This is a genomic window from Secundilactobacillus oryzae JCM 18671, assembly GCF_000740055.1.
GTDB classification, from domain to species: Bacteria; Bacillota; Bacilli; order Lactobacillales; family Lactobacillaceae; genus Secundilactobacillus; species Secundilactobacillus oryzae.
In genome coordinates, this window is record NZ_BBJM01000015.1 from 25,227 (window position 1) to 47,196 (window position 21,970).

At 42.1% G+C, this 21,970-nt stretch carries 28 protein-coding genes and 1 other RNA gene; 7 read left to right on the forward strand and 22 right to left on the reverse strand.

The genetic code is table 11. From position 1 onward, the window contains the following. The first annotated feature begins 140 nt into the window (after positions 1-140). Both msrC and rpsD read left to right on the forward strand, forming a co-directional pair. Entirely contained in the window at positions 141-608 is a 468-nt protein-coding gene (gene msrC / locus LOSG293_RS05105) for a free L-methionine (R)-S-oxide reductase MsrC (protein ID WP_034527813.1), read from the forward strand. Positions 609-803: 195 nt separating this feature from the next. Next, entirely contained in the window at positions 804-1,415 is a 612-nt protein-coding gene (gene rpsD / locus LOSG293_RS05110) for a 30S ribosomal protein S4 (protein ID WP_034527815.1), read from the forward strand. Between the two features lie 32 nt (positions 1,416-1,447). Here rpsD and LOSG293_RS05115 read toward each other — a convergent pair whose 3' ends face one another. Further along, entirely contained in the window at positions 1,448-2,053 is a 606-nt protein-coding gene (locus LOSG293_RS05115; RefSeq protein ID WP_034527817.1) for a DUF1054 family protein, read from the reverse strand. Between the two features lie 98 nt (positions 2,054-2,151). On the opposite strand from LOSG293_RS05115, the gene LOSG293_RS05120 reads away from it, so the two are divergent. From LOSG293_RS05120 to LOSG293_RS05135, 4 genes are all read left to right on the forward strand, one after another. Further along, positions 2,152-3,426 (forward strand): replication-associated recombination protein A, encoded by a 1,275-nt coding sequence (locus tag LOSG293_RS05120; protein ID WP_034527874.1) that lies wholly within the window; start codon positions 2,152-2,154, stop codon positions 3,424-3,426. 42 nt (positions 3,427-3,468) lie between these two features. Continuing rightward, a non-coding RNA gene (ssrS, locus tag LOSG293_RS05125) (6S RNA) lies at positions 3,469-3,653 on the forward strand. A gap of 71 nt (positions 3,654-3,724) precedes the next feature. Beyond that, on the forward strand, positions 3,725-4,012 hold the full coding sequence (locus tag LOSG293_RS05130; RefSeq protein WP_034527819.1) for a hypothetical protein: 288 nt from the start codon (positions 3,725-3,727) through the stop codon (positions 4,010-4,012). Between the two features lie 85 nt (positions 4,013-4,097). Beyond that, complete coding sequence (locus LOSG293_RS05135; protein WP_034527822.1) at positions 4,098-4,571, forward strand: universal stress protein; 474 nt, start codon at positions 4,098-4,100, stop codon at positions 4,569-4,571. A gap of 33 nt (positions 4,572-4,604) precedes the next feature. Here LOSG293_RS05135 and LOSG293_RS05140 read toward each other — a convergent pair whose 3' ends face one another. Further along, complete coding sequence (locus tag LOSG293_RS05140) at positions 4,605-5,180, reverse strand: DNA-3-methyladenine glycosylase I (RefSeq protein ID WP_034527825.1); 576 nt, start codon at positions 5,178-5,180, stop codon at positions 4,605-4,607. A gap of 22 nt (positions 5,181-5,202) precedes the next feature. Further along, the gene (locus tag LOSG293_RS05145) at positions 5,203-6,171 is read right to left on the reverse strand and encodes a DUF2785 domain-containing protein (protein WP_034527827.1); all 969 of its coding nucleotides are present in this window, start codon (positions 6,169-6,171) and stop codon (positions 5,203-5,205) included. A 182-nt stretch (positions 6,172-6,353) separates the two neighbouring features. Here LOSG293_RS05145 and LOSG293_RS05150 point away from each other — a divergent pair, with 182 nt between their 5' ends. Next, a complete protein-coding gene (locus LOSG293_RS05150) occupies positions 6,354-7,055 on the forward strand; it encodes a DUF975 family protein (protein WP_034527828.1) in 702 nt (233 codons plus the stop codon). Positions 7,056-7,097: 42 nt separating this feature from the next. On the opposite strand, the gene LOSG293_RS05155 is transcribed toward LOSG293_RS05150, so the two are convergent. The 19 genes from LOSG293_RS05155 to atpB form a co-directional block, all read right to left on the reverse strand. Beyond that, positions 7,098-7,919 (reverse strand): hypothetical protein, encoded by an 822-nt coding sequence (locus LOSG293_RS05155; RefSeq protein ID WP_034527829.1) that lies wholly within the window; start codon positions 7,917-7,919, stop codon positions 7,098-7,100. Beyond that, positions 7,909-8,781: an ATP-binding cassette domain-containing protein gene (locus tag LOSG293_RS05160; protein ID WP_034527831.1), complete on the reverse strand. Its 873-nt coding sequence runs from the start codon at positions 8,779-8,781 to the stop codon at positions 7,909-7,911. The genes LOSG293_RS05155 and LOSG293_RS05160 overlap by 11 nt, the downstream gene beginning before the upstream one ends. Beyond that, on the reverse strand, positions 8,774-9,154 hold the full coding sequence (locus LOSG293_RS05165) for a GntR family transcriptional regulator (protein ID WP_034527834.1): 381 nt from the start codon (positions 9,152-9,154) through the stop codon (positions 8,774-8,776). The genes LOSG293_RS05160 and LOSG293_RS05165 overlap by 8 nt, the downstream gene beginning before the upstream one ends. A 120-nt stretch (positions 9,155-9,274) precedes the next feature. Continuing rightward, on the reverse strand, positions 9,275-10,141 hold the full coding sequence (locus LOSG293_RS05170) for an SPFH domain-containing protein (RefSeq protein WP_034527838.1): 867 nt from the start codon (positions 10,139-10,141) through the stop codon (positions 9,275-9,277). Between the two features lie 86 nt (positions 10,142-10,227). Further along, positions 10,228-10,524: a glycine cleavage system H family protein gene (locus LOSG293_RS05175; RefSeq protein WP_034527841.1), complete on the reverse strand. Its 297-nt coding sequence runs from the start codon at positions 10,522-10,524 to the stop codon at positions 10,228-10,230. Positions 10,525-10,540: 16 nt separating this feature from the next. After that, a complete protein-coding gene (locus tag LOSG293_RS05180) occupies positions 10,541-11,746 on the reverse strand; it encodes an FtsW/RodA/SpoVE family cell cycle protein (RefSeq protein WP_034527843.1) in 1,206 nt (401 codons plus the stop codon). Positions 11,747-11,834: 88 nt separating this feature from the next. Then, positions 11,835-12,056: a DUF2969 domain-containing protein gene (locus tag LOSG293_RS05185; protein ID WP_034527844.1), complete on the reverse strand. Its 222-nt coding sequence runs from the start codon at positions 12,054-12,056 to the stop codon at positions 11,835-11,837. A gap of 10 nt (positions 12,057-12,066) precedes the next feature. After that, on the reverse strand, positions 12,067-12,345 hold the full coding sequence (yidD, locus tag LOSG293_RS05190) for a membrane protein insertion efficiency factor YidD (protein WP_034527845.1): 279 nt from the start codon (positions 12,343-12,345) through the stop codon (positions 12,067-12,069). 25 nt (positions 12,346-12,370) lie between these two features. Continuing rightward, a complete protein-coding gene (locus LOSG293_RS05195) occupies positions 12,371-13,360 on the reverse strand; it encodes a rod shape-determining protein (RefSeq protein WP_034527847.1) in 990 nt (329 codons plus the stop codon). A gap of 125 nt (positions 13,361-13,485) precedes the next feature. Continuing rightward, positions 13,486-14,796: a UDP-N-acetylglucosamine 1-carboxyvinyltransferase gene (gene murA / locus LOSG293_RS05200; RefSeq protein ID WP_034527848.1), complete on the reverse strand. Its 1,311-nt coding sequence runs from the start codon at positions 14,794-14,796 to the stop codon at positions 13,486-13,488. Positions 14,797-14,818: 22 nt separating this feature from the next. Continuing rightward, positions 14,819-15,049, reverse strand: a complete 231-nt coding sequence (locus LOSG293_RS05205) for a DUF1146 family protein (protein ID WP_034527851.1) — start codon at positions 15,047-15,049, stop codon at positions 14,819-14,821. A 152-nt stretch (positions 15,050-15,201) separates the two neighbouring features. After that, entirely contained in the window at positions 15,202-15,624 is a 423-nt protein-coding gene (locus LOSG293_RS05210; RefSeq protein ID WP_034527853.1) for a F0F1 ATP synthase subunit epsilon, read from the reverse strand. Between the two features lie 12 nt (positions 15,625-15,636). After that, complete coding sequence (gene atpD / locus LOSG293_RS05215) at positions 15,637-17,049, reverse strand: F0F1 ATP synthase subunit beta (RefSeq protein WP_034527856.1); 1,413 nt, start codon at positions 17,047-17,049, stop codon at positions 15,637-15,639. A gap of 22 nt (positions 17,050-17,071) precedes the next feature. Continuing rightward, entirely contained in the window at positions 17,072-17,971 is a 900-nt protein-coding gene (locus LOSG293_RS05220; protein ID WP_034527859.1) for a F0F1 ATP synthase subunit gamma, read from the reverse strand. 27 nt (positions 17,972-17,998) lie between these two features. Then, positions 17,999-19,537, reverse strand: a complete 1,539-nt coding sequence (atpA, locus tag LOSG293_RS05225) for a F0F1 ATP synthase subunit alpha (protein ID WP_034527862.1) — start codon at positions 19,535-19,537, stop codon at positions 17,999-18,001. A 28-nt stretch (positions 19,538-19,565) separates the two neighbouring features. Continuing rightward, on the reverse strand, positions 19,566-20,111 hold the full coding sequence (gene atpH, locus LOSG293_RS05230) for an ATP synthase F1 subunit delta (RefSeq protein WP_034527864.1): 546 nt from the start codon (positions 20,109-20,111) through the stop codon (positions 19,566-19,568). Further along, positions 20,101-20,622, reverse strand: coding sequence for a F0F1 ATP synthase subunit B (gene atpF / locus LOSG293_RS05235; RefSeq protein WP_034527865.1), 522 nt, complete (start codon positions 20,620-20,622; stop codon positions 20,101-20,103). Before atpF ends, atpH begins: the two co-directional genes overlap by 11 nt. Positions 20,623-20,672: 50 nt before the next feature. Then, positions 20,673-20,885, reverse strand: coding sequence for a F0F1 ATP synthase subunit C (gene atpE / locus LOSG293_RS05240; RefSeq protein WP_034527867.1), 213 nt, complete (start codon positions 20,883-20,885; stop codon positions 20,673-20,675). A 41-nt stretch (positions 20,886-20,926) separates the two neighbouring features. Beyond that, the gene (gene atpB, locus LOSG293_RS05245) at positions 20,927-21,643 is read right to left on the reverse strand and encodes a F0F1 ATP synthase subunit A (protein WP_034527869.1); all 717 of its coding nucleotides are present in this window, start codon (positions 21,641-21,643) and stop codon (positions 20,927-20,929) included. Positions 21,644-21,970 lie beyond the last annotated feature (327 nt).

Sequence of the window (21,970 nt, forward strand, 5' to 3'; positions counted from 1 at the left end):
ATACGGTTGCTATTGCTATTTTTGATTTTTCACACTAAAATCTAAGCTATCCTAAATTATATCATACATAAGTGCCCTGCTTCACCGGAAATTTAGCATTCCTTATGATATTAAAATGACTAATGATTGGAGGAATTATTTTGAGCCAAACTGATTATGAACTTTTAAACGAACAAATTGACGCGCTACTCTTCGAAGAACCTAACGCAGTCGCAAACCTATCAAATGCATCTGCTTTACTATTCGATACGGTAACAGATATTAATTGGGCCGGTTTCTATTTATATAATGAAGAAACTGATTCTCTTGACCTAGGTCCCTTCCAGGGCAAAGTTGCCTGCATGCACATTAAGAACGGCTCAGGGGTCTGCGGAACCGCTTTTAGTACCAAAACCATTCAACGCGTCGAAAACGTGCACAACTTCCCTGGCCACATTGCCTGCGATTCAGCCAGCAACTCAGAAATCGTGATTCCGTTAGAAGTTAACAACCAACTTGTTGGCGTCTTAGACATCGATTCTGAATCATTAGACCGTTTTTCCGAAGCAGATCAAACCGGTCTTTCACAATTTGCCTCAACTCTAGCAACACACCTTGACATGCACTAAAGAACCGAGGTATACTGCTCTTTGTGTAAAATAATGCAGCGGTGAGCGGTAAGCTCGTCAACAGATCACTGCCCGATAGGCGGTTCAACTAGTAACCTGCGGCTGCATATGGCGAAAGTTGCAAAGCGATCTGCACGAATACTAAACTCACAATTGATTATTTTACTCCAAACACAATATTGGAGGAATTACTTTATGTCACGTTATACAGGACCAAGCTGGCGTATTTCACGTCGTCTTGGCATTTCACTTTCAGGTACTGGTAAAGAATTAGCACGTCGCCCATACGCTCCTGGCGATCACGGTCAAGGCCGTCGTCAAAAGCTTTCAGAATATGGTGTACAATTACGCGAAAAGCAAAAGCTTCGTTTCATGTACGGTATGTCAGAACGCCAATTTGCCAACCTTTTCCTTAAAGCTGGTAAGGTTCGTGAAGGTAAGCATGGTGTTAACTTCATGGTATTACTTGAAAAGCGTCTCGACAACGTTGTTTACCGTTTAGGTTTAGCAACTACTCGTCGTCAAGCTCGTCAACTTGTTAACCACGGCCACATCACTGTTGATGGCGCCCGTGTTGACATTCCTTCATACGAAGTTAAAGTTGGCCAAGTGATCAGCGTTCGTGAAAAGTCAAAAGACCTACAAATCATCAAGGATGCCGTTGAAGCTGTTGTTGGTCGTCCTCAATACGTTGAGTTCGATGCTGACAAGCTTGAAGGCTCATTGACACGTTTACCACAACGTGAAGAATTAGATGCTGACATCGACGAATCACTTATCGTTGAATTCTACAACAAGTTATCATAATTCTAAAAAAACCACTTCATTCGAAGTGGTTTTTATTTTGCATTCAATTTTTGATATGGCTCAGCCAGTTTGGTAACCGTTTCGATAATCTGTTGTTGCAACTGATCTGGTTGGTCAAAGATCGGGTCGCCTTTCAACCAGATTCGCCCTACTAGAAATTCAGCTGTAGCGACTTGATTGTAGCGACCTAATAATTGATTATAGTTCGTTTCAGTTAACGGCATTACCGTTTTTTTTGTGTGGTTGCCACATAGTTGCCAATTAGGCTGATCAAACAAGTTTCCCATCCCGGGCGCGACCATCATCGTGGTAATAAACGCCTGACGGTCGCTTAACTCTGCCAATCCCGCCAACCACAGGAACAAGCGATCATCCCAAAAACCTAGTTCAATATGCGGCGTCATCTTGTAACCACGCTTGCTTTCGCTAAACGCCACCCAAGTATTTGGCGGTGGATTTTTATGTCGTCTCAAATGCTGAGCAATATGAGCGTAAGCCAGCATTTCATCACTGCTCAACGCTGCTTGAATTGCGGGCGCCAATTGTTCAAACTTTGGATCGAGTACTGATTTGACCGCAGCCAATCGTCCTGTTAAATCAGGAATGTCAAAAACATCAAAGTCAGTTTTAGTAAACACACACTCGCCCTCCCTTCACATCTTCAGATACATGATATAATAGATACTTAGCAAAAAGAAGAATGAATCCATTTAAATTCCTGATTGGAGATGAAAACGTGCAACAGCCATTAGCATACCGAATGCGTCCGACCTCGATTGAAGAAGTTGTCGGTCAACAGCACCTTGTTGGTGAAGGAAAAATTATTAACCGCATGGTGAAAGCTAAAATGCTATCGTCGATGATTTTGTACGGTCCACCAGGAACCGGCAAAACCAGCATTGCAAGCGCCATTGCCGGATCAACCAAATATGCTTTTCGTAAACTCAACGCTGCTACCGATTCAAAAAAAGATCTGCAAATCGTCGCAGAAGAGGCCAAGATGAGCGGTACCGTCATCCTACTACTGGATGAAATTCACCGTCTTGATAAGGTCAAACAAGATTTTCTACTACCACTATTAGAAAGTGGCCAAGTGATCCTGATTGGAGCAACGACGGAAAATCCGTATATCAGCATCAATCCGGCCATCCGGAGTCGAACTCAAATTTTTGAAGTTCATCCCATTTCACCTGATGATTTAAAGGAAGCTGTCCATCGCGCATTAACCGATAAAGAACGTGGACTGGGTAGCACCCCAATTGAGTTGTCATCAGAGGCATTGAACTTTCTATCTCAAGCCACCAATGGTGATTTAAGAAGCGCGCTAAATGGACTTGAACTCGCCGTTCGGTCCACGACACCAAATGATGAGGGCGTCGTGGAAATCCCACTTTCGGTCATCGAAGAATGTGTCCAACGAAAAGCCCTTACCCAAGACAAGGACGGCGACGCCCACTACGATGTTATTTCTGCGTTTCAGAAGTCAATTCGTGGTAGTGACGTTAACGCCGCACTCCATTACATGGGCCGTTTAATCGAAGGTGGCGATTTACAGTCCATTTCGAGACGGTTAATGGTCATCGCTTATGAAGATGTGGGAATGGCCAACTTAGCAGCTTGTTCTAGAACGGTCGAGGCCGTTACAGCGGCGAATAAGCTGGGATTTCCTGAAGCTCGGATTCCACTGGCCGATGCCGTTATCGAGTTGTGCTTATCACCAAAATCCAATTCCGGGATGGCGGCGATTGATGCAGCCCTTTCAGATATTCGAAGCGGTTTAAGTGGCGATATTCCTAACCACCTAAAGGATGCCCACTACTCGGGTGCCAAGAAACTAGGACACGGAACAACCTATAAATATCCGCACGCTTATCCAAATGACTGGGTCAAGCAGCAATACCTTCCCGACCGGTTAGTCGGCACGAAGTATTACGAACCAAAACAAACCAGCAAGTTTGAACGTGCATACGGTGAGCGCTACCAAGCGCTAAACGATGCACAAAATAAGTAACACTTTTCTTGTGGGCTGTCATTGGATATGATACTATTACCATAGGCTCTAGGGTGTACGCGTTATCTTCTTAAGTGTTGCCGAACAGTCTTATTACATTGGGAACGTTCAAAGCTAGCGGCAAACATGCCTTTTTAGTTGGAAGTTTAAAGTTGGTTTTCTAGTTCCCACCTGCTTTATCGCGGGCCAAAACTAACAGATAGTCTAACGGCACTATTAGAGCTTCAAAGCTTGACTTTGAGGGACTGGTGAGCACTTGCGAGCCAGTCTTTTTTATTACTTTTTTGGAGGAATCATCTTGTTAATCATAATCTTAATGATCTTATTCACTGCCATTATGCTGGGGACGGCAATCTTTCTTTATCGTCACCGCAACAAACCATTTATGGTTTTTCATCCCGAAAAGGATGCTAATCTACACAAACTCATTTTAACCACCAGTTACGTCTTGCTAATTTTAAGCATTCTATCACTTGTGGCGATAGTATCTCAAAACACTGTTTTAATTTCCATAGCCCTCCTCTTGGGCGTCATCGCTGTTGTTTCGTTTGAACTGATGCTCATGCACTACTTTCCGAAAAAGTAACCGCTTAACTAAAATCGACTTTTTCCTTTTTATTTATACCAAAATAACGTAAGATAAAGGTATAAATAGATGAGGGGTGAAAGATATGCTACAACAGTACAAGAACATCTTAGTTCCAGTTGACGGGTCATACGAAGCAGAATTAGCTTTCAAGAAGGCCGTTGCTGTTGCCAATCGTAACGAAGCTAGCCTGCATTTGGTCCATGTCGTGGATACCCGCGCATTCCAGAACATTTCTAGCTTTGATACGACCATGGTTGAGCAAGTCACTGACACAGCTAAGAAGACTCTAGATAAGTATATTGAAGAAGCAAAATCCAACGGTATTAGCAACGTGGATTACTCCATTGAATATGGTGCACCAAAGTCCATTATTGCCAATGACCTACCTAAGGATCTCAACATCGATTTAATCATGATTGGTGCGACCGGGTTAAACGCAGTTGAGCGTTTACTCATTGGTTCGGTTACTGAATATGTCACTCGGACAGCCGTTTGCGATGTTCTAGTGGTTAGAACCGACCTAGAAAACAAACCAGCTAAGAAACCTGAAGTTTAATGTATAACGCAAAAAAGCTGAGCCGTTACGGGCTCAGCTTTTTTTGTCCACTAGTTCCGCATAGCGGAAGCAGGAAAGATTATGATCATTCACAACGCCAATAGATTGTAGAAACGAGTAACAGGTAGTCGGCCCCACTCTCATAAAGCCTAGACCTTTCATTTGTTGGCAAATAGCTTTAGTGAACTGTTTAATTTCTTTAGGATCAGTCATAGTCCCATGCAAATCGATAGGCGCCTCGGAAAAAGTCGACCAAACTAAATGGTCAAGTGATTCACCCGATTGGTGTAGTTGTACTAACACTTTAGCATTTTCAATTGTTGCATCAATCTTGGCATGGTTCCGAATAAGCCGCTTATCTAAATAAAGCATCTCTCGCTCTGTAGTTGAAAATTGACTAATTTCTTCAAGCTGAAAATCATGAAAAGCTGCTGTGATGCCCGCTTCAAATCTTAGGACTGTATCCCAGGCTAATCCCGCCTGAAAAATCTCAAGCGTCAGCATTTTGAATAACTGGCGCTCATCGTGTTCAGGAACACCCCACTGCTTATCATGATAGGTTAGAAGCCGCTCAGATCCAGTGGCCCAGTCGCATCGTTCTTTTTCCATTTGCACTCTCCTCAAAATGAACTTAATCTTCTAGTGCGTTACTAATTAAATTCGAAATTTGAGTACTAAAATCATTTCGCAATCGCATATTGCCAAATAGTCTGGCTTGATTGTAAATTTGTGTCCACATTGCCTCAGACTCTTGGTCACGAATTAACATAAATCGTCGACTCCACTTCTTCATTTCGAGAACAACATAATCTTCGTATAACTTGTTTTTATTGGTTACATTGGCTAGGTAGGCAGAGATTCGATTCGTCTCACCAAAAATTAGTGGTGTCTTCAATAGCTTAAATCTTGATAACAAGATTGCCATCTCAAACAATTTATCTGCTCGACGTAATTCATCACGATTGGCCAGCTCATCAATTAGATTTCCCACATGCGTATACGCATGTGCCCAGCCTTGTGTTCCAATATAGCCCCGTGTATCACGTTCCAGCGTCATGTAGAGTTCAAACTGATTGGTTAGTCGGTCTATGCGATCCCGGGTTAAGAAATTCCCACCGTTCCGGTCAATAAAGGCAATCACTGACAAGAACAAGACGGCAAATGAGCGTTGATAAACCGCGTCATTCTGCGGCTCTAAAATATGTGAAAACAAGATTTCATCCTGAAGTAAGTAATCAGTAATCATGATTAACTGCTCTTTGGTGATAATATGCATTTGAATAGCATCATTCAAAAAGTAGTAAACGCCCTTGTCACGTACCTGTGGGTCTAAGGAACCCAAGTGTGAGATAAGCAACTTCAACTGATCATCATCAATGGCATCAAGCTCATCTTGGCGAATCTCGGTATTCAATGCTAATAGGAGTTCCTTAATTCCCTCATCACCCGGTAGTTCTACTGCCGTTCGTGGTTGTACTTCGATATCGGTCATCAACTGATCGAGCTCAGTTCCCAAATTACGATAAAGTTCGCCATGGTAAAGTTGATCTTTCAGTTCAGCTAATCTTCTACGAATTGTTTCAATTGTTTGATATCCCACTGTCTTTCTCCCATCAAGTCTTTTCCTTATTCTATCATGCTTTAGCTATCTTTTTTAGAATTATTGTAGAATACATCTAAAGTATCATCATTTAATTGACCATAACATTTATAAGCGCCACTTGTTTTCATTCACACATGATTGTTATACACTAATAGGTAGTCATCACTAAGGAGGATTTTATGAAAAACACCGTGACGCGTCGTCAACTAAAAACTGAGGTTAAAACTGCCTTAAAAGGAAATTGGGGTAAAGCGATTCTCTTAAATCTCGTTCCGATTATTTTTTCACTGATTGTTGCAATTGCAGTTATTATCGTAACTGTCGCAGTCACTACAGTCGCTGGTTCTGGAGGCTTCGATCCAACTGCTAATCCAGCATCGAGTGCGACCCAGGACAATCCCGCCCTCTCATTTGGGACAAGCATCATTGAATCATTCTTCAGTGTCGCTATTAGTTATGGTTTCTTAGACTGGTTACGTCAATCTAAGGCGCTCGAGCATCCATTCAAGAGTGGTCTTCAAACCTTTAGCCGCAAATACTTCACATCCACTCTAGCCATTACCTTACTGACTTATATTTTCACTTTCTTGTGGACATTACTATTTGTTATTCCTGGAATTATTAAGAGTTTTTCTTATTCTCAAGCTTTCTTAGTTTATAAAGATGCGGTGGATCACGATAATGCCGATATGAGCTACTTGGCAGCCATTACCAAAAGCCGGGAACTCATGAACGGTCATAAATGGGAATACTTCGTGCTACAACTTAGCTTTATCGGTTGGGCAATCTTAGCCGTTATTCCATTAGGCCTTGGCTTCTTGTGGTTAACACCTTACATCAATGCCACAAATGCTAATTTCTATCGTCATTTAACTGAATAATGTAACAAAAGAACCAGCACTTCGCGAAAGTGCTGGTTCTTTTTAGTATGCCTTAGCCGTTAATTTTAACGTAAAGAATTTAGAGATGTACAACAATACTGCCGTAAAAATAATTCCCGAGAGCATCGCGATAAATGGATTAAAGTGATACATCGACTTAACCCCAGCACCTCCAAGGGCAAATTCAACAAACTTCATGAAGCCTGCCAAATGCATGGCTGGTAGATTTCCACTTCCGAGCATAATAATCAGAAAAATAGCGATAATGCCAATTGCTGCCAGAATCAGCCATTGATTTCGTTTTGAAAATAGCGACATGATTGAGCCAATCATCATACCTAACGCCGTTAACATTGCAAAACCCACAATCACGACCAGGCTAGTGAGTATCAAGTCTAAAACCGCATTTCCAGTAAATTTGCCATACAACATGGCTAATAGAGAACTTGCAACGTCATTGCCATTAACATCCACTCTGACGCCATTAAAGAATTGTTGATGGACTTTCAGTGGCATATATACACCGTATAGATAGACGAAACTGATAACTTCAGATAAGATCACCATAATTCCGGCCACCGCAGATTTTGCTAACCAATAAGTTCGCCGTCCTACGCCGTTTTGAATCAAAAAATTAAATGATTCCTGATTCATTGCGAAATAGATAAACAAAATACAGCCTAACGGAACGGAAATGAATTGCGCTGACAACTCATCCTCTAATGAGAAGCTCCCCAATGTACCTGAAATTAAGGCAATAAGAGCTGGTAAACCAATTAAAACGAAGATTACCCATAATAAAGCCAGCCCAAACGTTTTCAGACTCTTCCTAAACAAATAAGCAAATGTCGGTTTAAATGACATGTTCATCGCCCTCCTCGTTAGTTAATTCGATAAATAATTTCTGTAAATCCATTCCGTCTATTCTGACCGTGTCCGGCAAAATCTTGTCATCCAAAGCACCGTAAACGTATCGTACCTTAAGCTGTCCTAGTGACTCTTCTCCAATGACATTTAAGCCAGCTGTATAAGCCGCAACTTCTGCTTGAGGCCCCAAAATAACATGTGACTGTGCCAAGGTTTCCTCAACCGAGCTATCCACCAGAACACTTCCAGTCTTAATAATGACGAGCCTTTCGATGATGTGGGCAATTTCTTCAATCAAATGCGTGGCAATGACGAAAGTTCGTGGCCGTTCAGCGTAGGTATCCATCAACGTCCGGTAGAAAAGATCCCGATGGTTGGCATCCAATCCCAGTGTGGGCTCATCAAGAAAAATATAATCAGCTGGAACACAGAGCGCTACGATTAATTTATAGATGGATCGGTAACCTGTTGATAACTTGCCGTTTCTGGCATTCACATTTAAGCCAAACTCATGAGCTAGCCGACTAGCCAAGCCAAAATTGAAGCCTCCATACATTCGCGCTGTTTCCTTAAAAATCTCATTAACTCTGAGTCGGGGATTATAAAGATTGGCTTCACTCATCAAATACATTTGTTGTAAGGCTTCGTCATTATTCGTAACGTCTCGATCATTCATCGTCACAGATCCGGCGGTTGCTGGGATCCGATTCGTCACGATATTAAGCAAGGTACTCTTTCCAGCACCGTTACGACCAAGTAAGCCATAAATCGTATTCGGTTGTAACTGAACTGTGACGCCATCAAGTACTGACTTGTTGCCATAGTGCTTCTTTACTTCAGTTAATTTTAATTCATTCATTCTCCTCAAACCCCCGTTCTATCATGTCTAGTAACTGTTGTTTCGATAAATTAAGTTTTCGTGCTTCTTCAACCATATTTTGAATATAGTCCGAGTAAAACTCGTTTTGGCGTTTCACTTTGATCCGCTCCCTCGCATTTTTTGTGACAAACATACCCAATCCCCGGTGCTTTTCGATAATTTCCTCACTGACCAGAATATTCATGCCTTTCAAAACCGTTGCTGGATTAATATGGAATTGTTTAGAAATCTCCGTCGTGGAAGGTACTTGTTCGCCTTCATCAAAACCCTTCAGGAAAATTGCATCCTCTAGTTGCCTCGCCACCTGTAGGTACAAAGGTTCTTGACTATTATCATCTAAATTGAATTGCATCTGTTTCACCCTCTTACTATTGATTCAACACGGGTTAATTACTTCTATAACTAACCATATAACCAACTAGCCTATTTGTCAACAAAAAAACCGATTTCGTCTTGAAATCGGTTTGCGTACCTATTTAATTCTATCTGTATTAATCACCGGCTGAACACCGCGCTCCGTAATGATTGAAACCATTACGTTATTAATTAAGCGAAGTTTTTCCTCGTCGGTAATCTCCACTTCTGCTTCTTCGGCCAATCGTTCAACCGCTTCTCTCGTAATAGAAACGGCCCCATCGACGATAATTTTCCGTGCCGACAAGATGGCTGTAGATTGCTGACGTTGTAGCATTGCACTCGCAATTTCAGTAGCGTAAGCCAAATGGGTTAATCGGGTTTCCAAAATTTCGACACCTGCCACTTCCAGACGATTTTGAAGCTCTTGCGTTAACTTAGAAGAAACTTCGGACGAATTACCCCGCAATGTTAGCTCATTTTCACTTTCAAACGTATCATATGGATACTCAGTGGCAATATGTCGAATAGCAGACTCACTCTGAATTTCAACGAATTCTTCGTAGTTATCGACCGAGAACAAAGCATTTGCTGTGTCTACGACCTTAAAGACGATTACTGCAGCAATTTCAACGGGATTCCCTTTTGAATCGTTAACCTTCAAAATTTGACTGTTAAAGTTACGCACCCGCAATGAAATAGAAGATTTGTGCGTGAGCGGAACTGTCAGAAATAACCCGGAATCCGAAATCGTCCCTAAGTAACGACCAAAGAACGTCAGTACACTCGCCTCATTGGGTTGAATGATTGTCAGCGATGAAGCTGCCAATAACGCTAACAACACCAAAATGGTTCCGAAAACAACAGCGCTTGGACTATCATTAACACTGCCAATATATAGTAACCAAATGCCACCTAAGAACGCGATGACGGCAACAATTAATCCCAGAAAACCATTCACATGAAATACTGATTTTTCCTTCATTTGGACACCCCCTCAAAGTCATCATATCACATGCGCCTGGAGAAAATAAAAAAGTTGCCAACTATAAATTGGCAACTTTTTTAGTGTTACTTGATTTCAACAAGCCATGCATCTGCTTCGTTCTCACTGTTCAAAGCTTCAACATCGTCTTCGAGCTTAGGATTTACAGCAGTGACACTGCCAGTAACTGGACTTTCAATATCAGAAACCGCTTTTTCAGCTTCTAAGCTGATCAGCGTCGCACCCTTTTCTACTTGATCACCAACACTTGGTAATTTTGCAAACGTGACATTTCCTAGCTCGTCTTGACCAGCTTTGGTTAATCCCACTCGAGTGACGCCTGAAAGATCTTTTGTCCATAAGTACTTTGCTTGTTCCTGCATGTGAAAGACTCCTTCTCTACTTAAATTTCTCGTTACGACTAAACATGTAACTTCTATAATGATACCGCATCGACATGATTAAGCCAATACCTATCAGGTTCCCGATAAGCGCAGAACCCCCTTGACTTACGAATGGAAGCGGTATCCCAGTCAGTGGTAACAGACCGATACTCATTCCGATATTTTCAAAAACATGGAAAAGAATCATCATGATGACACCGGTAGAAATGTAAGCGTAGAAAACGTTCTTGGTATCGAACGTCACCCGAATCATTTGGTAAATCAACAAGAAATAAAGAAAGATCAAAATACAACCACCAATGAAGCCGAAGTTTTCTCCGACAACTGAGAAAACCATATCTGATTCCCGAACAGGTACGTAAACATGTGAGGTATTGAAACCGGTCCCGAAAATACCACCTGATCCAATTGCCTTCATACTTTGCCATAACTGGTAACCTTCATTTGATACTTCAGCAGCGGGATGCAACCAGGTATCCACCCGATCAAATTGATAAGATTGGAAACCCACATGTTCTAGAATTTTACGACCTGCATCACTCACGACCAGTGCTAAGGCTGTACCACCCACAATGGCAATGGCGGAGAACGCTGGTACTAAAATCTTCCAGGTAATTCCCGCCACTAGGGCCACTCCTCCAGTGATGGCAAAGAAGACCAGCATCGTTCCGAAGTCATTTTGTAGTTTCAACAGGATAGCAACTGGCGCTAACCACATAATCAACTTCCCAATTAAAATCCAACCTGACCTTGCATTGTGAACTGGATAATCGCGGTTGTGTTCCGATACTTGTCTTGCCAACATCAAAATAAATGCGGGCTTCATAACCTCTGACGGTTGAAATGTCAGAGGTCCAATTGCGAACCAAGAACGGGCCCCGGTTTGTAAATAATACCCGCGACTGTAAAAAATAAGAACCAATGCCAGGAGTAACAGCCCACCCCAGTAGGCAATTGGTGCAATTTTCCATAATTGTTCCGAGTCAAATTGCATAATGACCGCAATAGCAATTGAACCAATGATGTACCAAACCAATTGCGAAATGATTTGCTTGGTAATGCTTGTCCCACTTGTATCATGAGACGCCGCAACGTAAATTGAAGCCAGCCCTATAATGGCTAGCATTAGCACACAAAAAATAATCCCATAATCAATTCGTGATTCAATTTCACCGTCGTTTTCGCGTGTTTCTTCTGCCAACACAGCGCCTCCTTTCAATCAAATTATAATAACCCATGTGATAATCAAACACGCCTACCACCTGAGTTTAATTAAAAATTAACGGGTTTTAACCGTGGTGCAAGTTGTATTTCATTAATAAAGATTCAACGGCTTCATCCAGCGTCTTGAAACGCATCGTACTTTCGCCTTCCAGCTTAGCATCGAAACGATCTTCTACTGGACGGACTTCACCAATCTTTGTTTGTCCTACTAAAACATCGGTAATCGTAACGCCGGCATCTTCATGTTCTTCGATGTTGACCTCGATTGGTCGGTTCTTTTTTGACATACTAATCTCCTCATTTGTTTAAATGCATTTCTTCGCGGTAAGCTTCCGCCGCTTTGGTATTGCGCCGTAAACTAAAGTGTTCGGATACTGGATCGTACCCACCCTTCACAAACGGATGGCAACGTAAGATTCGCGCAATTCCCATCAAGAGGCCCTTAAATGCACCGTGCTTACTCAAGGCCTGAATCATATAACTTGAGCATGTCGGTGAATAACGACAACTTGGTGGAAACATCGGCGAGATGAATCGTTGATAGCCTTTAACCATCAAAATCAATAGTTTTTTCATATGACCTCTCTTATTCAGATCGAGTCTACTTCTTAGTTGTTCCCATGTGCTCCAACAAAATACCAGCACCCTTGGCAACGTTGTCTAATGGACTTTCTGAAATGATGACAGGAACTTTGAGTTCGGCAGCAAACAATTTGTCAATGCCTGATAAGAGCGCACCACCACCGGTTAGCATAATGCCGCGATCAATGATATCAGCTGCTAGTTCTGGTGGTGTGACTTCGAGAACATCCTTTGCAGCCTGCACAATTTGTAAAATTGTATCATGCAATGCTTCTTCAACTTCGTCAGATGTAATCGTCAATGACTTTGGCATCCCAGAAATTGAATCGCGACCGCGAATCTCCATTTCGGTTGTCTCACTGGCACCAGGATATGCCGAACCAATCGTCATCTTAATCTTTTCAGCAGTCCGTTCACCAATCGTCATGTTGTACTTACGCTTGATGTGCACCATAATATTCAAATTCATTTCGTCACCAGCTACTCGAACTGAGTTGCTAGCCACAATATCGCCCAGTGACAGTACTGCGATATCACTGGTACCACCACCCATATCGATAACCATGTTACCGCTAGGCTTGAAAATGTCCATACCGGCCCCAACAGCAGCAACCTTTGGCTCTGCTTCAAGGTAAACCTTAGCCCCGCCTGATTTTTCGGCAGCTTGAATAATTGCTTTTCGTTCAATTTCAGTAATGTTAGTTGGGGCACAAATCATGATGTTTGGCTTCGACATGAATCCCTTCACACTTAACTTACTAATGAAGTAAGAAAGCATTGCTTCGGTAATATCAAAGTCCGAAATAACCCCATCCTTCAAGGGACGAATGGCACGGATATTGCTTGGCGTACGGCCAACCATGCGATAGGCTTCTGATCCCACTGCGAGCACCTTATCCGTTTTTGTATCGATCGCAACGACTGAGGGTTCATTCAAAACAATCCCCTTACCCACTACGTACAGTAAAACATTTGCTGTCCCTAAATCTATACCGATATCTTTTGCCATTCTTGTTATTCCTCCTGAATTAATCAAATTCCAACCGCTAAATTATACCATATTTCGCTGTTCTTGAATTTTATGATTTCATAAAAAAACCGGCACATCGCTGCGCCGGAATGTTCAACATAACGTTACTTTTGTTCGTTTACTTTACTTTTGATGGTAACGGTTTGCGGATCCTCAACATCAACTCGTTTGATTTCCGCACCTAGTGCCTTAAGCTTCAAATGGAATTCGTAGTAACCACGATCCAAATACTTCAAGTTAGTCACTTGCGTATAGCCATTTGCGACTAAGCCCGCCAAAATGAGTGCGGCAGCTGCACGAAGGTCGGTTGCACCAACTTCCGCTCCATTGAAATCAGTTGGGCCATACATCATGACCGTCCGTCCTTCAATCTTGTAGTTTGCATTCATCCGTCGTAACTCTTCCATGTGCATAAAGCGGTTTTCAAAAACCGTTTCAGTCATCGTGCTTGTGCCTTGCGCAGCTAACTGTAAAATGGTCATTTGCGGCTGCATATCCGTTGGGAAACCAGGATGTGGCAAGGTCTTAACGTTTGTTGGCTTCAATATTTCTGGTCCAACAACCCGAACGCCGCGATCCTCTTCGGTAACAGTCGCACCCATTTCCTCTAATTTAAAAATCAAAGGCTTGTTATGCTCAACAATTCCATCTTCAACAAGGACATTTCCCTTGGTTAAGGCTGCAGCAACCATGAAGGTACCAGCTTCAATCCGGTCCTGCACGATACCGTGTTCCATACCGTGCATGGCTTTAACACCTTCAACCCGAATGGTTTCGGTTCCGGCACCGCGGACAATGGCACCCATTTTGTTCAGTGCATTGGCAAGGTCAACAATTTCAGGCTCACGGGCAACGTTTTCAATCACGGTCGTCCCTTTTGCCAGAGTAGCAGCCATCACAATATTTTGTGTTGCACCAACACTTGGGAAGTCTAAATAGATGTGAGTGCCCTTGAGTTCATTTGCAAAAGCTTCAATATAACCATCGTGCTGTTCAATCTTAGCGCCCAAAGCTTCAAAGCCCTTCAAATGAAGGTCAACTGGACGGCTACCAATAGCACAGCCACCTGGCATTGCAACTTTAGCGTGACCATAACGAGCCAATAATGGACCCATGACCACGATTGAAGCCCTCATTTTTGAAACATATTCAAATGGCGCTTCGGTTGAAAGCTTTCTAGCGGCGTTCAAAACGATTTGGCGCTTTTCTTCATTGAAGTCCACGTTGACGTTCAAAAACCGTAAGACGTTGTTCATCGTATATACATCAGATAAAACTGGAACGTTTGTAAGTTCCACTAAGCCATCACTAGCCAAGATTGAAGCTGCCAGAATTGGCAAAACCGCATTCTTAGCACCTTCAATTTTTACAGTACCCTTAAGTGGGTTACCGCCATGCACAATGATTTTTTCCATGGGAGTGCCTCCGTCATATGAATTATTTCACTAAAAAGATTACATTCTGTACGTTATTGATAAAGTTTAAGAAGAAGCTGCTACACGTATAGCCAATAGCCACTGATAACATAACAATCAGGGTTTTCGCCTGGCTGGGGTACAATTGCATGCGTCGCTCAATATGTAAGCCTTGAATAGACCAAAATGCAATTAAGATAAAAGCCAAATGGCTAATCAAATTAATCAAAGATTGTGTACCAATAGATTGCATACAAATAATTCCTTTCAGTACCTAAATTTCAATATAACATATAATTGTAAGATTGTCTTGCCTATCACTAGAGTAGCGCAATTTGTAATATTACAAAAGTTATTTGCACTATAAAAAAGAGGCTATCAGATAGATAACCTCTTTTGGGATTATTACTTATTTGCCACATTGATTCGATTAATGGCACGGCGGAGGGCAACCTCTGCACGGCGCATAGAATCTGAATCTTGGGCTTCTTTTGCTTTACGGATCCGCTCTTCAGCACGTTTACGCGCACCTTCAGCACGGGTCACATCAATGTCGCCTTGCTTTTCAGCACTATCGGCAACAATGGTTGCAACATTGTCGGAAAATTCGATAAAACCACCATTGACGGCGATTTCGTTTTTATTACCATCGTCCCGAAGAACTCGCGCTTCGTCAACTGCTAATGAAGCAATGACAGGAACGTGGTTTGGCATGATACCCAACTCACCAGTCGTTGTTTTCACAACGAGTAGTGAAGTTTGACCATCATACACTTTACCATCAGGAGTTACGATACTAACGGTTAATACTGATTGATTATCAGCCAATTAGAACCCTCCCTATTTGGTTGCGTCAGCAGTCATTTTCTTGGCGTTAGCAACAACGTCTTCAATTGGACCACAGTTACGGAAAGCATCTTCAGGAAGATCATCGTGCTTACCATCCAAGATTTCCTTGAAGCTACGCACAGTATCTTCAACAGGCACATACTTACCAGGTAAACCAGTAAATTGTTCAGCAACGCTAAATGATTGTGATAAGAAGAATTGAATACGACGAGCACGGTTAACAATCGTCTTTTCTTCATCAGATAATTCATCCATACCTAAGATAGAGATGATATCTTGCAATTCACGGTAACGTTGAAGCACACGTTGAACTTCAGTAGCTACTTCATAATGTTCTTGACCAACAACTTGTGGGTCAAGTGCAGTTGAAGTAGAAGCCAAAGGATCAACGGCTGGGTAAATACCTTGTTGCGTCAATGAACGTTCCAAGTTAGTGGTAGCATCCAAGTGAGCAAATGTCGTTGCTGGCGCAGGGTCGGTATAATCATCGGCAGGAACGTAAACGGCTTGGATAGAAGTGATTGAACCCTTCTTCGTTGACGTAATTCGTTCTTGTAATTGACCCATTTCAGTAGCCAACGTTGGTTGGTAACCAACGGCTGAAGGAATACGACCAAGTAAGGCAGAAACTTCCATACCAGCTTGAGTAAACCGGAAAATGTTATCGATGAACAAGAGCACATCTTGTCCCTTGACATCACGGAAGTATTCAGCGATGGTCAAACCAGTCAAGGCAACCCGCATACGGGCACCAGGAGGTTCGTTCATTTGACCATAAACCATGGCAGTCTTTTCAAGAACGCCTGATTCCTTCATTTCAAAGTACATATCGTTACCTTCACGGGTACGTTCGCCGACACCAGTGAAGACAGAGATACCATTGTGACCTTGAGCAATGTTATGAATTAATTCTTGAATTAAAACGGTCTTACCAACACCGGCACCACCGAACAATCCAATCTTACCACCACGAACATATGGGGCAAGCAGGTCAATAACCTTAATTCCAGTTTCCAAAATTTCTGATGTAGGACTTAATTCATCGTATGCAGGTGCATCACGGTGAATTTCCCGACGTTCAGCGTCGGGTCCAAAGCTTTCGCCACCATCGATCGTATCTCCGAGAACGTTAAACACACGACCCAAAGTTTCGTCACCAACAGGAACTGAAATAGAAGCGTTTGTGTTTTCTACTTCCATTCCACGACGTAAACCATCTGTACCATCCATGGCAATTGTTCTCATAACACCGTCACCCAATTCAAGGATAACTTCAGTTACAAGGACGCTACCATCATCTTTTTTGATGTTTAAGGCAGTATTAATGTCGGGTAATTTTTCGTTCAACGGGAATTCAACGTCGACGACTGGTCCAATAACTTGTACAACTTTGCCAGTACTCATTTCTTAATTTTCCTCCCGTTCATTATTGATTTAATGCTTCCTGACCACCGGTAATTTCGGTGATTTCAGTCGTAATAGCGGCTTGACGCGCTCTGTTATACTTCAATTCAAGCTGTGAGATTAAGTCTGTTGCATTGTCTGAAGCAGACTTCATAGCAGTTGAGCTTGCAGCATGTTCAGCAGTTTTCGCGTCTAAAATCGCCCCAAAAATCAAACTTTCAGCGTACTGTGGTAAAACCACTTGAAGAACATCCTCGATTGAAGGTTCCACATCGTACGACTTAGAAAGCTGCTTTTCTTCAACTTCTTCTGATTTAGCAGAGTCAAGAGCTTCTTGGTCTACTGGTAGCATCTTTTCACCACGGAAGTCAGAAGTCAATCGGTTAACAAAATGGTTGTAGCAAACAAACAATTCGTCAAATTCGCCGTTATCATACATATTTGAAACTGTCTTTACGATTTCACGGACTTCGTTAAATGTTGGAATATCGCTAACACCACGGTATTCATAAGCAACATTTTCGCCACGCTTCTTGTAAAAATCAGCTCCGGTACCACCCACTGCTAAAATGACATAGTCATCATTACCAGCTTGGCGATCCTTAATGAATGTATTCGTATCACGAATAACGTTACTGTTGTAGCTTCCCACCATGCCTCGATCAGAAGTAACGACTAAATAAGCAGTCTTCTTAACTGTTCGATCCGATTGTAAGTTACTAGAAGCATCATTCAATAGTTGGGACTTGGCGAGGTGCATTACTACGGCTTTAACCCGGGACACGTAGTCCTGGTAGCCAATGGCTGACTTCTGAATCTGATTCAATTTAGACGTCTGAACCATTTGCATGGCAGTCGTAATTTGTCTTGTGTTCTTAGTTGAGGCAATGCGATGTTGGACATCGCTAATTGATTCAGCCATTACTATTCACCATCCTTCCCAACTACTTTATTTGTTTGATTCAGCTAATTGGTCTTCGCTTGCTGAGCCTTGGAAGGTATCAGCAAATTCTTTAACGGCAGCCTTCAACTTGTCAGTATCAGGAAGTTGACCAGTTGATGCGATGCCATCCAACAAGTCCTTGTGAGAGCCATCGAAGTAATCGAATAAGCCATCTTGGAATGCCAAAATGTCATCTAATTCAATACTGTCCAAGAAACCGTTTGTCAATGCGAAGAGGATCAGAACTTGCTTTTCAACAGCAAGTGGTGAATGAAGTGGTTGCTTCAATACTTCAACCGTACGGGCCCCACGGTTCAACTTAGCTTGCGTTGCAGCATCCAAGTCTGAACCGAATTGGGCAAATGACTCAAGTTCATGGTATGAAGCAAGGTCCAGACGTAATGTACCGGCAACCTTCTTCATAGCTTTAACTTGAGCATCCCCACCAACACGAGAAACAGATGTACCAGCATCAATAGCTGGACGAACACCTGAATAGAATGAATCGCTATCCAAGAAGATTTGACCATCAGTAATCGAAATAACGTTAGTTGGAATGTAGGCAGAAACATCTCCGGCCTTGGTTTCAATGATTGGTAAAGCAGTCATTGAACCACCACCGAGGGCGTCACTCAACTTAGCTGCACGTTCAAGTAAACGTGAGTGGGTGTAGAAGATATCACCAGGATAAGCTTCACGACCAGGAGGACGACGAAGAATCAATGAAAGTTCACGGTAAGCATCAGCTTGCTTTGAAAGATCATCGTACACGATCAAAACGTGCTTGCCATTGTACATGAACTCTTCACCCATCGCTGCACCAGCATATGGTGCGATGTAAAGCAATGGTGCTGGTTCGGATGGCCCGGCACTCACAACGATTGTGTAATCCATGGCACCAAACTTACGAAGGGTCTCAACTTGTGAACGTACAGTTGAATCCTTTTGACCAATGGCAACATAGATACAAATCATGTCTTGATCTTTTTGGTTAATGATTGTGTCAATGGCAACAGTTGTCTTACCTGTCTTACGGTCACCAATGATCAACTCACGTTGTCCACGACCAATTGGGACAAGTGAATCAATGGCTTTCATACCCGTTTGAAGAGGTTCTGAAACGGATTTACGTTCCATGACACCTGGGGCCTTCTTTTCAATAGGACGAGTGTGATCAGTAGCGATTGCACCCTTTCCATCGATTGGTTGTCCCAAAGAGTTAACAACGCGGCCAATCATAGCTTCTCCAACTGGAACTTCCATGATTCGGCCGGTTCTCTTAACTGTATCGCCTTCAGTGATCTTAGTGAAGTCACCCAGCACAACGATACCAACGTCATTGCTTTCAAGGTTTTGAGCCATTCCGTAAACTCCGTCATTAAATTCAAGAAGTTCACCTGATAATGCGTTCTCAAGACCATGAGCTCTGGCAATACCATCACCAACGTAGGTAACCGTACCAGTTTCTTCAACTGAGAGCTCATCTTTGTAGTTTTCTAATTGTTGTTTAATTAGAGCACTGATTTCCTCAGCTTTAATGCTCATAAAAGTTTCACCTCTTTATTAGATATCTTTATCCTAACAATGTACGGCGAATTTGAGCTAACTTGGTTTGCAAGCTACCATCAAAAATCTTGCCGGCAGACTTCATTACGACGCCACCTAAGATGTTTTCGTCAACTTTACTTTTTAGAATAACTTGTTTTGCACCAACCCGTTTACCAAATTCATCAGCTAACCGCTTCTCTTGAGCTTCATCAAGTGAAACAGCTGTGATGACTTCCGCATGGATGGTTTGATTTTTTTCGTTATAAAGTACTTCAAATTGATCAATGATCGATACAAGATAATTCATCCGACCATAATCAAACGCCATCTTCATGAAGTTCTTAACGTACTTCGAATCGACGTTGTCAATGATGGGCGTCACTAAACTTGTTCTATCGGTTTCTGACAAAGCGGCACCAGATAAGATAGCACCGAGTTGTGGGTTGTCCTGAAAGACAAGACGAATTTGTTTTAATTCCTCGTAACCAGAATCAAGTTCATTGTTTTCAGTCAGCACTTCAAAGAGTGCTTTAGAATAACGTTTGGCTACTGTCATTTCATCAAGACTCATTATGCTTCCCCAACCCTTCGATATAAGAATCGATCAATGCTTTTTGATCATCTGCTTTTAACTCTTTTTGAATGATCTTGGAAGCAATCTCAATAGATAGATCAGCTACATCATTCTTCGCATTTGCTAAAGCGTCTTGACGCTCTTGTTCGATATCCTTTTGTGCATTGGACTTCAAAACTTGAACGTCGGATTGAGCAGCAGCAACAAGACTGGCACGTTGCTCTTGGCCTTGCTTTTTAGCGTCACTAACGATGCTGGTCGCTTCTTTATGAGAATTAGCTAAAGCTTCTTGACGTTGCTCAGCAAGCTTTGCGGCTTCTGCACGAGATTGTTCAGCGGAGTCGATGTCATTGGCAATTTTGTCTGCTCGATCTTGCATCATTTTCGTAACTGGCTTCCAAGCAACAAGCTTGATAGCCCACATTAAGATAATGAAACAGATTGCAAAGAACAACATGTCACCAAGTGCTAGACCCACTCCGGGTACAATGGTTAAATGTGCGAGCATCTATTGACACCTCCTTTACTTTCGATTTGTGATTCATAAGTTAATTGAAATTACTTGCTCATAACTAACAAAGCAACAACGAAAGCAATGATAGGCATAGCTTCAACAAGACCCACACCAATAAACATGTTTGAGCGAAGTTCACCTGAAAGTTCTGGTTGACGAGTCATACCTTCTAGCATCTTAGCGATAACGATAGCATCACCGATACCACCACCAATAGCGGCACCAAACATAGCGATTCCTGCAGCAATAGCTCCCATAATAAATGTTCCTCCTAAAAAATTCGTAGTTTTAAAATATATTACTCAATTTCAAGTTTCTTAGCGATATAAACCGATGACAAGGTCAAGAAGACATAAGCTTGAATTGCGCCAAGGAATAACGAGAATCCTTGCCAAGCCATTGCAATCGGAGCCGACACAATGATTGTTGCAATTCCATGTGAAAATGCCATCTCACCAATAATCTTCAGCAACATTTCGCCGGAATAAATAACACCGAAGATACGAAGACCTAAAGTTAGGAAGTTCGTAAACTCTTCAAAGATACTAATTGGCAACCAAAAAACAAATGGTGATAAATAGTTCTTAAAATGTTGCTTGTAACCCAACTTATGAACCCCCATGTATTGTGCAATTAGCGCTGTCGCAAGCGAGAACGTTAACGTAACAATCGGGTCTGACGTTGGGCTTCGAACATAATCTTTTCCGCCAACAGCAATCTGAATAAACAGACCTAACTCATTAGAAACGAAAAGGAATAAAAATAGCGTGAATCCATAAAGTCCAAATGCAGAAACTTCATGACCAGGAATTTGTCCCTTTAAAATGCCGTTAGTGAAATCGATTATCCATTCCAAAACGTTTTGCCCCTTACTCGGCTTCATCGTGATTTTACGCGATAGCGCGAAAACCAATAAGAAGACCAAAATAAAGGCGACCAAACCAGAAATGATGTTTGTCGCATTAAACGTTAATCCCAAAAATTCAAAGGTTGGAACTGAAGATGGATCACCCACAGAAAATCACCTCTTTTCGCAAGCAGATGTGACGTTTATTCCGCACTGTTATCATGTTAAACAACAGTTCAGGAACTCATGTCAGTTGTGAATGTGACGTATTACTTCGCATTCGAAACACACATGAAATCATACCACCTATTTTTGGAAAATACAAAGTAAACTTGGCAATTTTTCCACCCATAAAACGGGATATTTTGGCGATAATGTTACAGAAAAAGCTGATTATCGGGACTGCTCCGAGTCAAGTAGACAGTTCAAATAATTAAAATAGCTATGCAGTTTTTAGAATGGCATGATTCCGAAATTCTTTCGGGGTCATGCCAT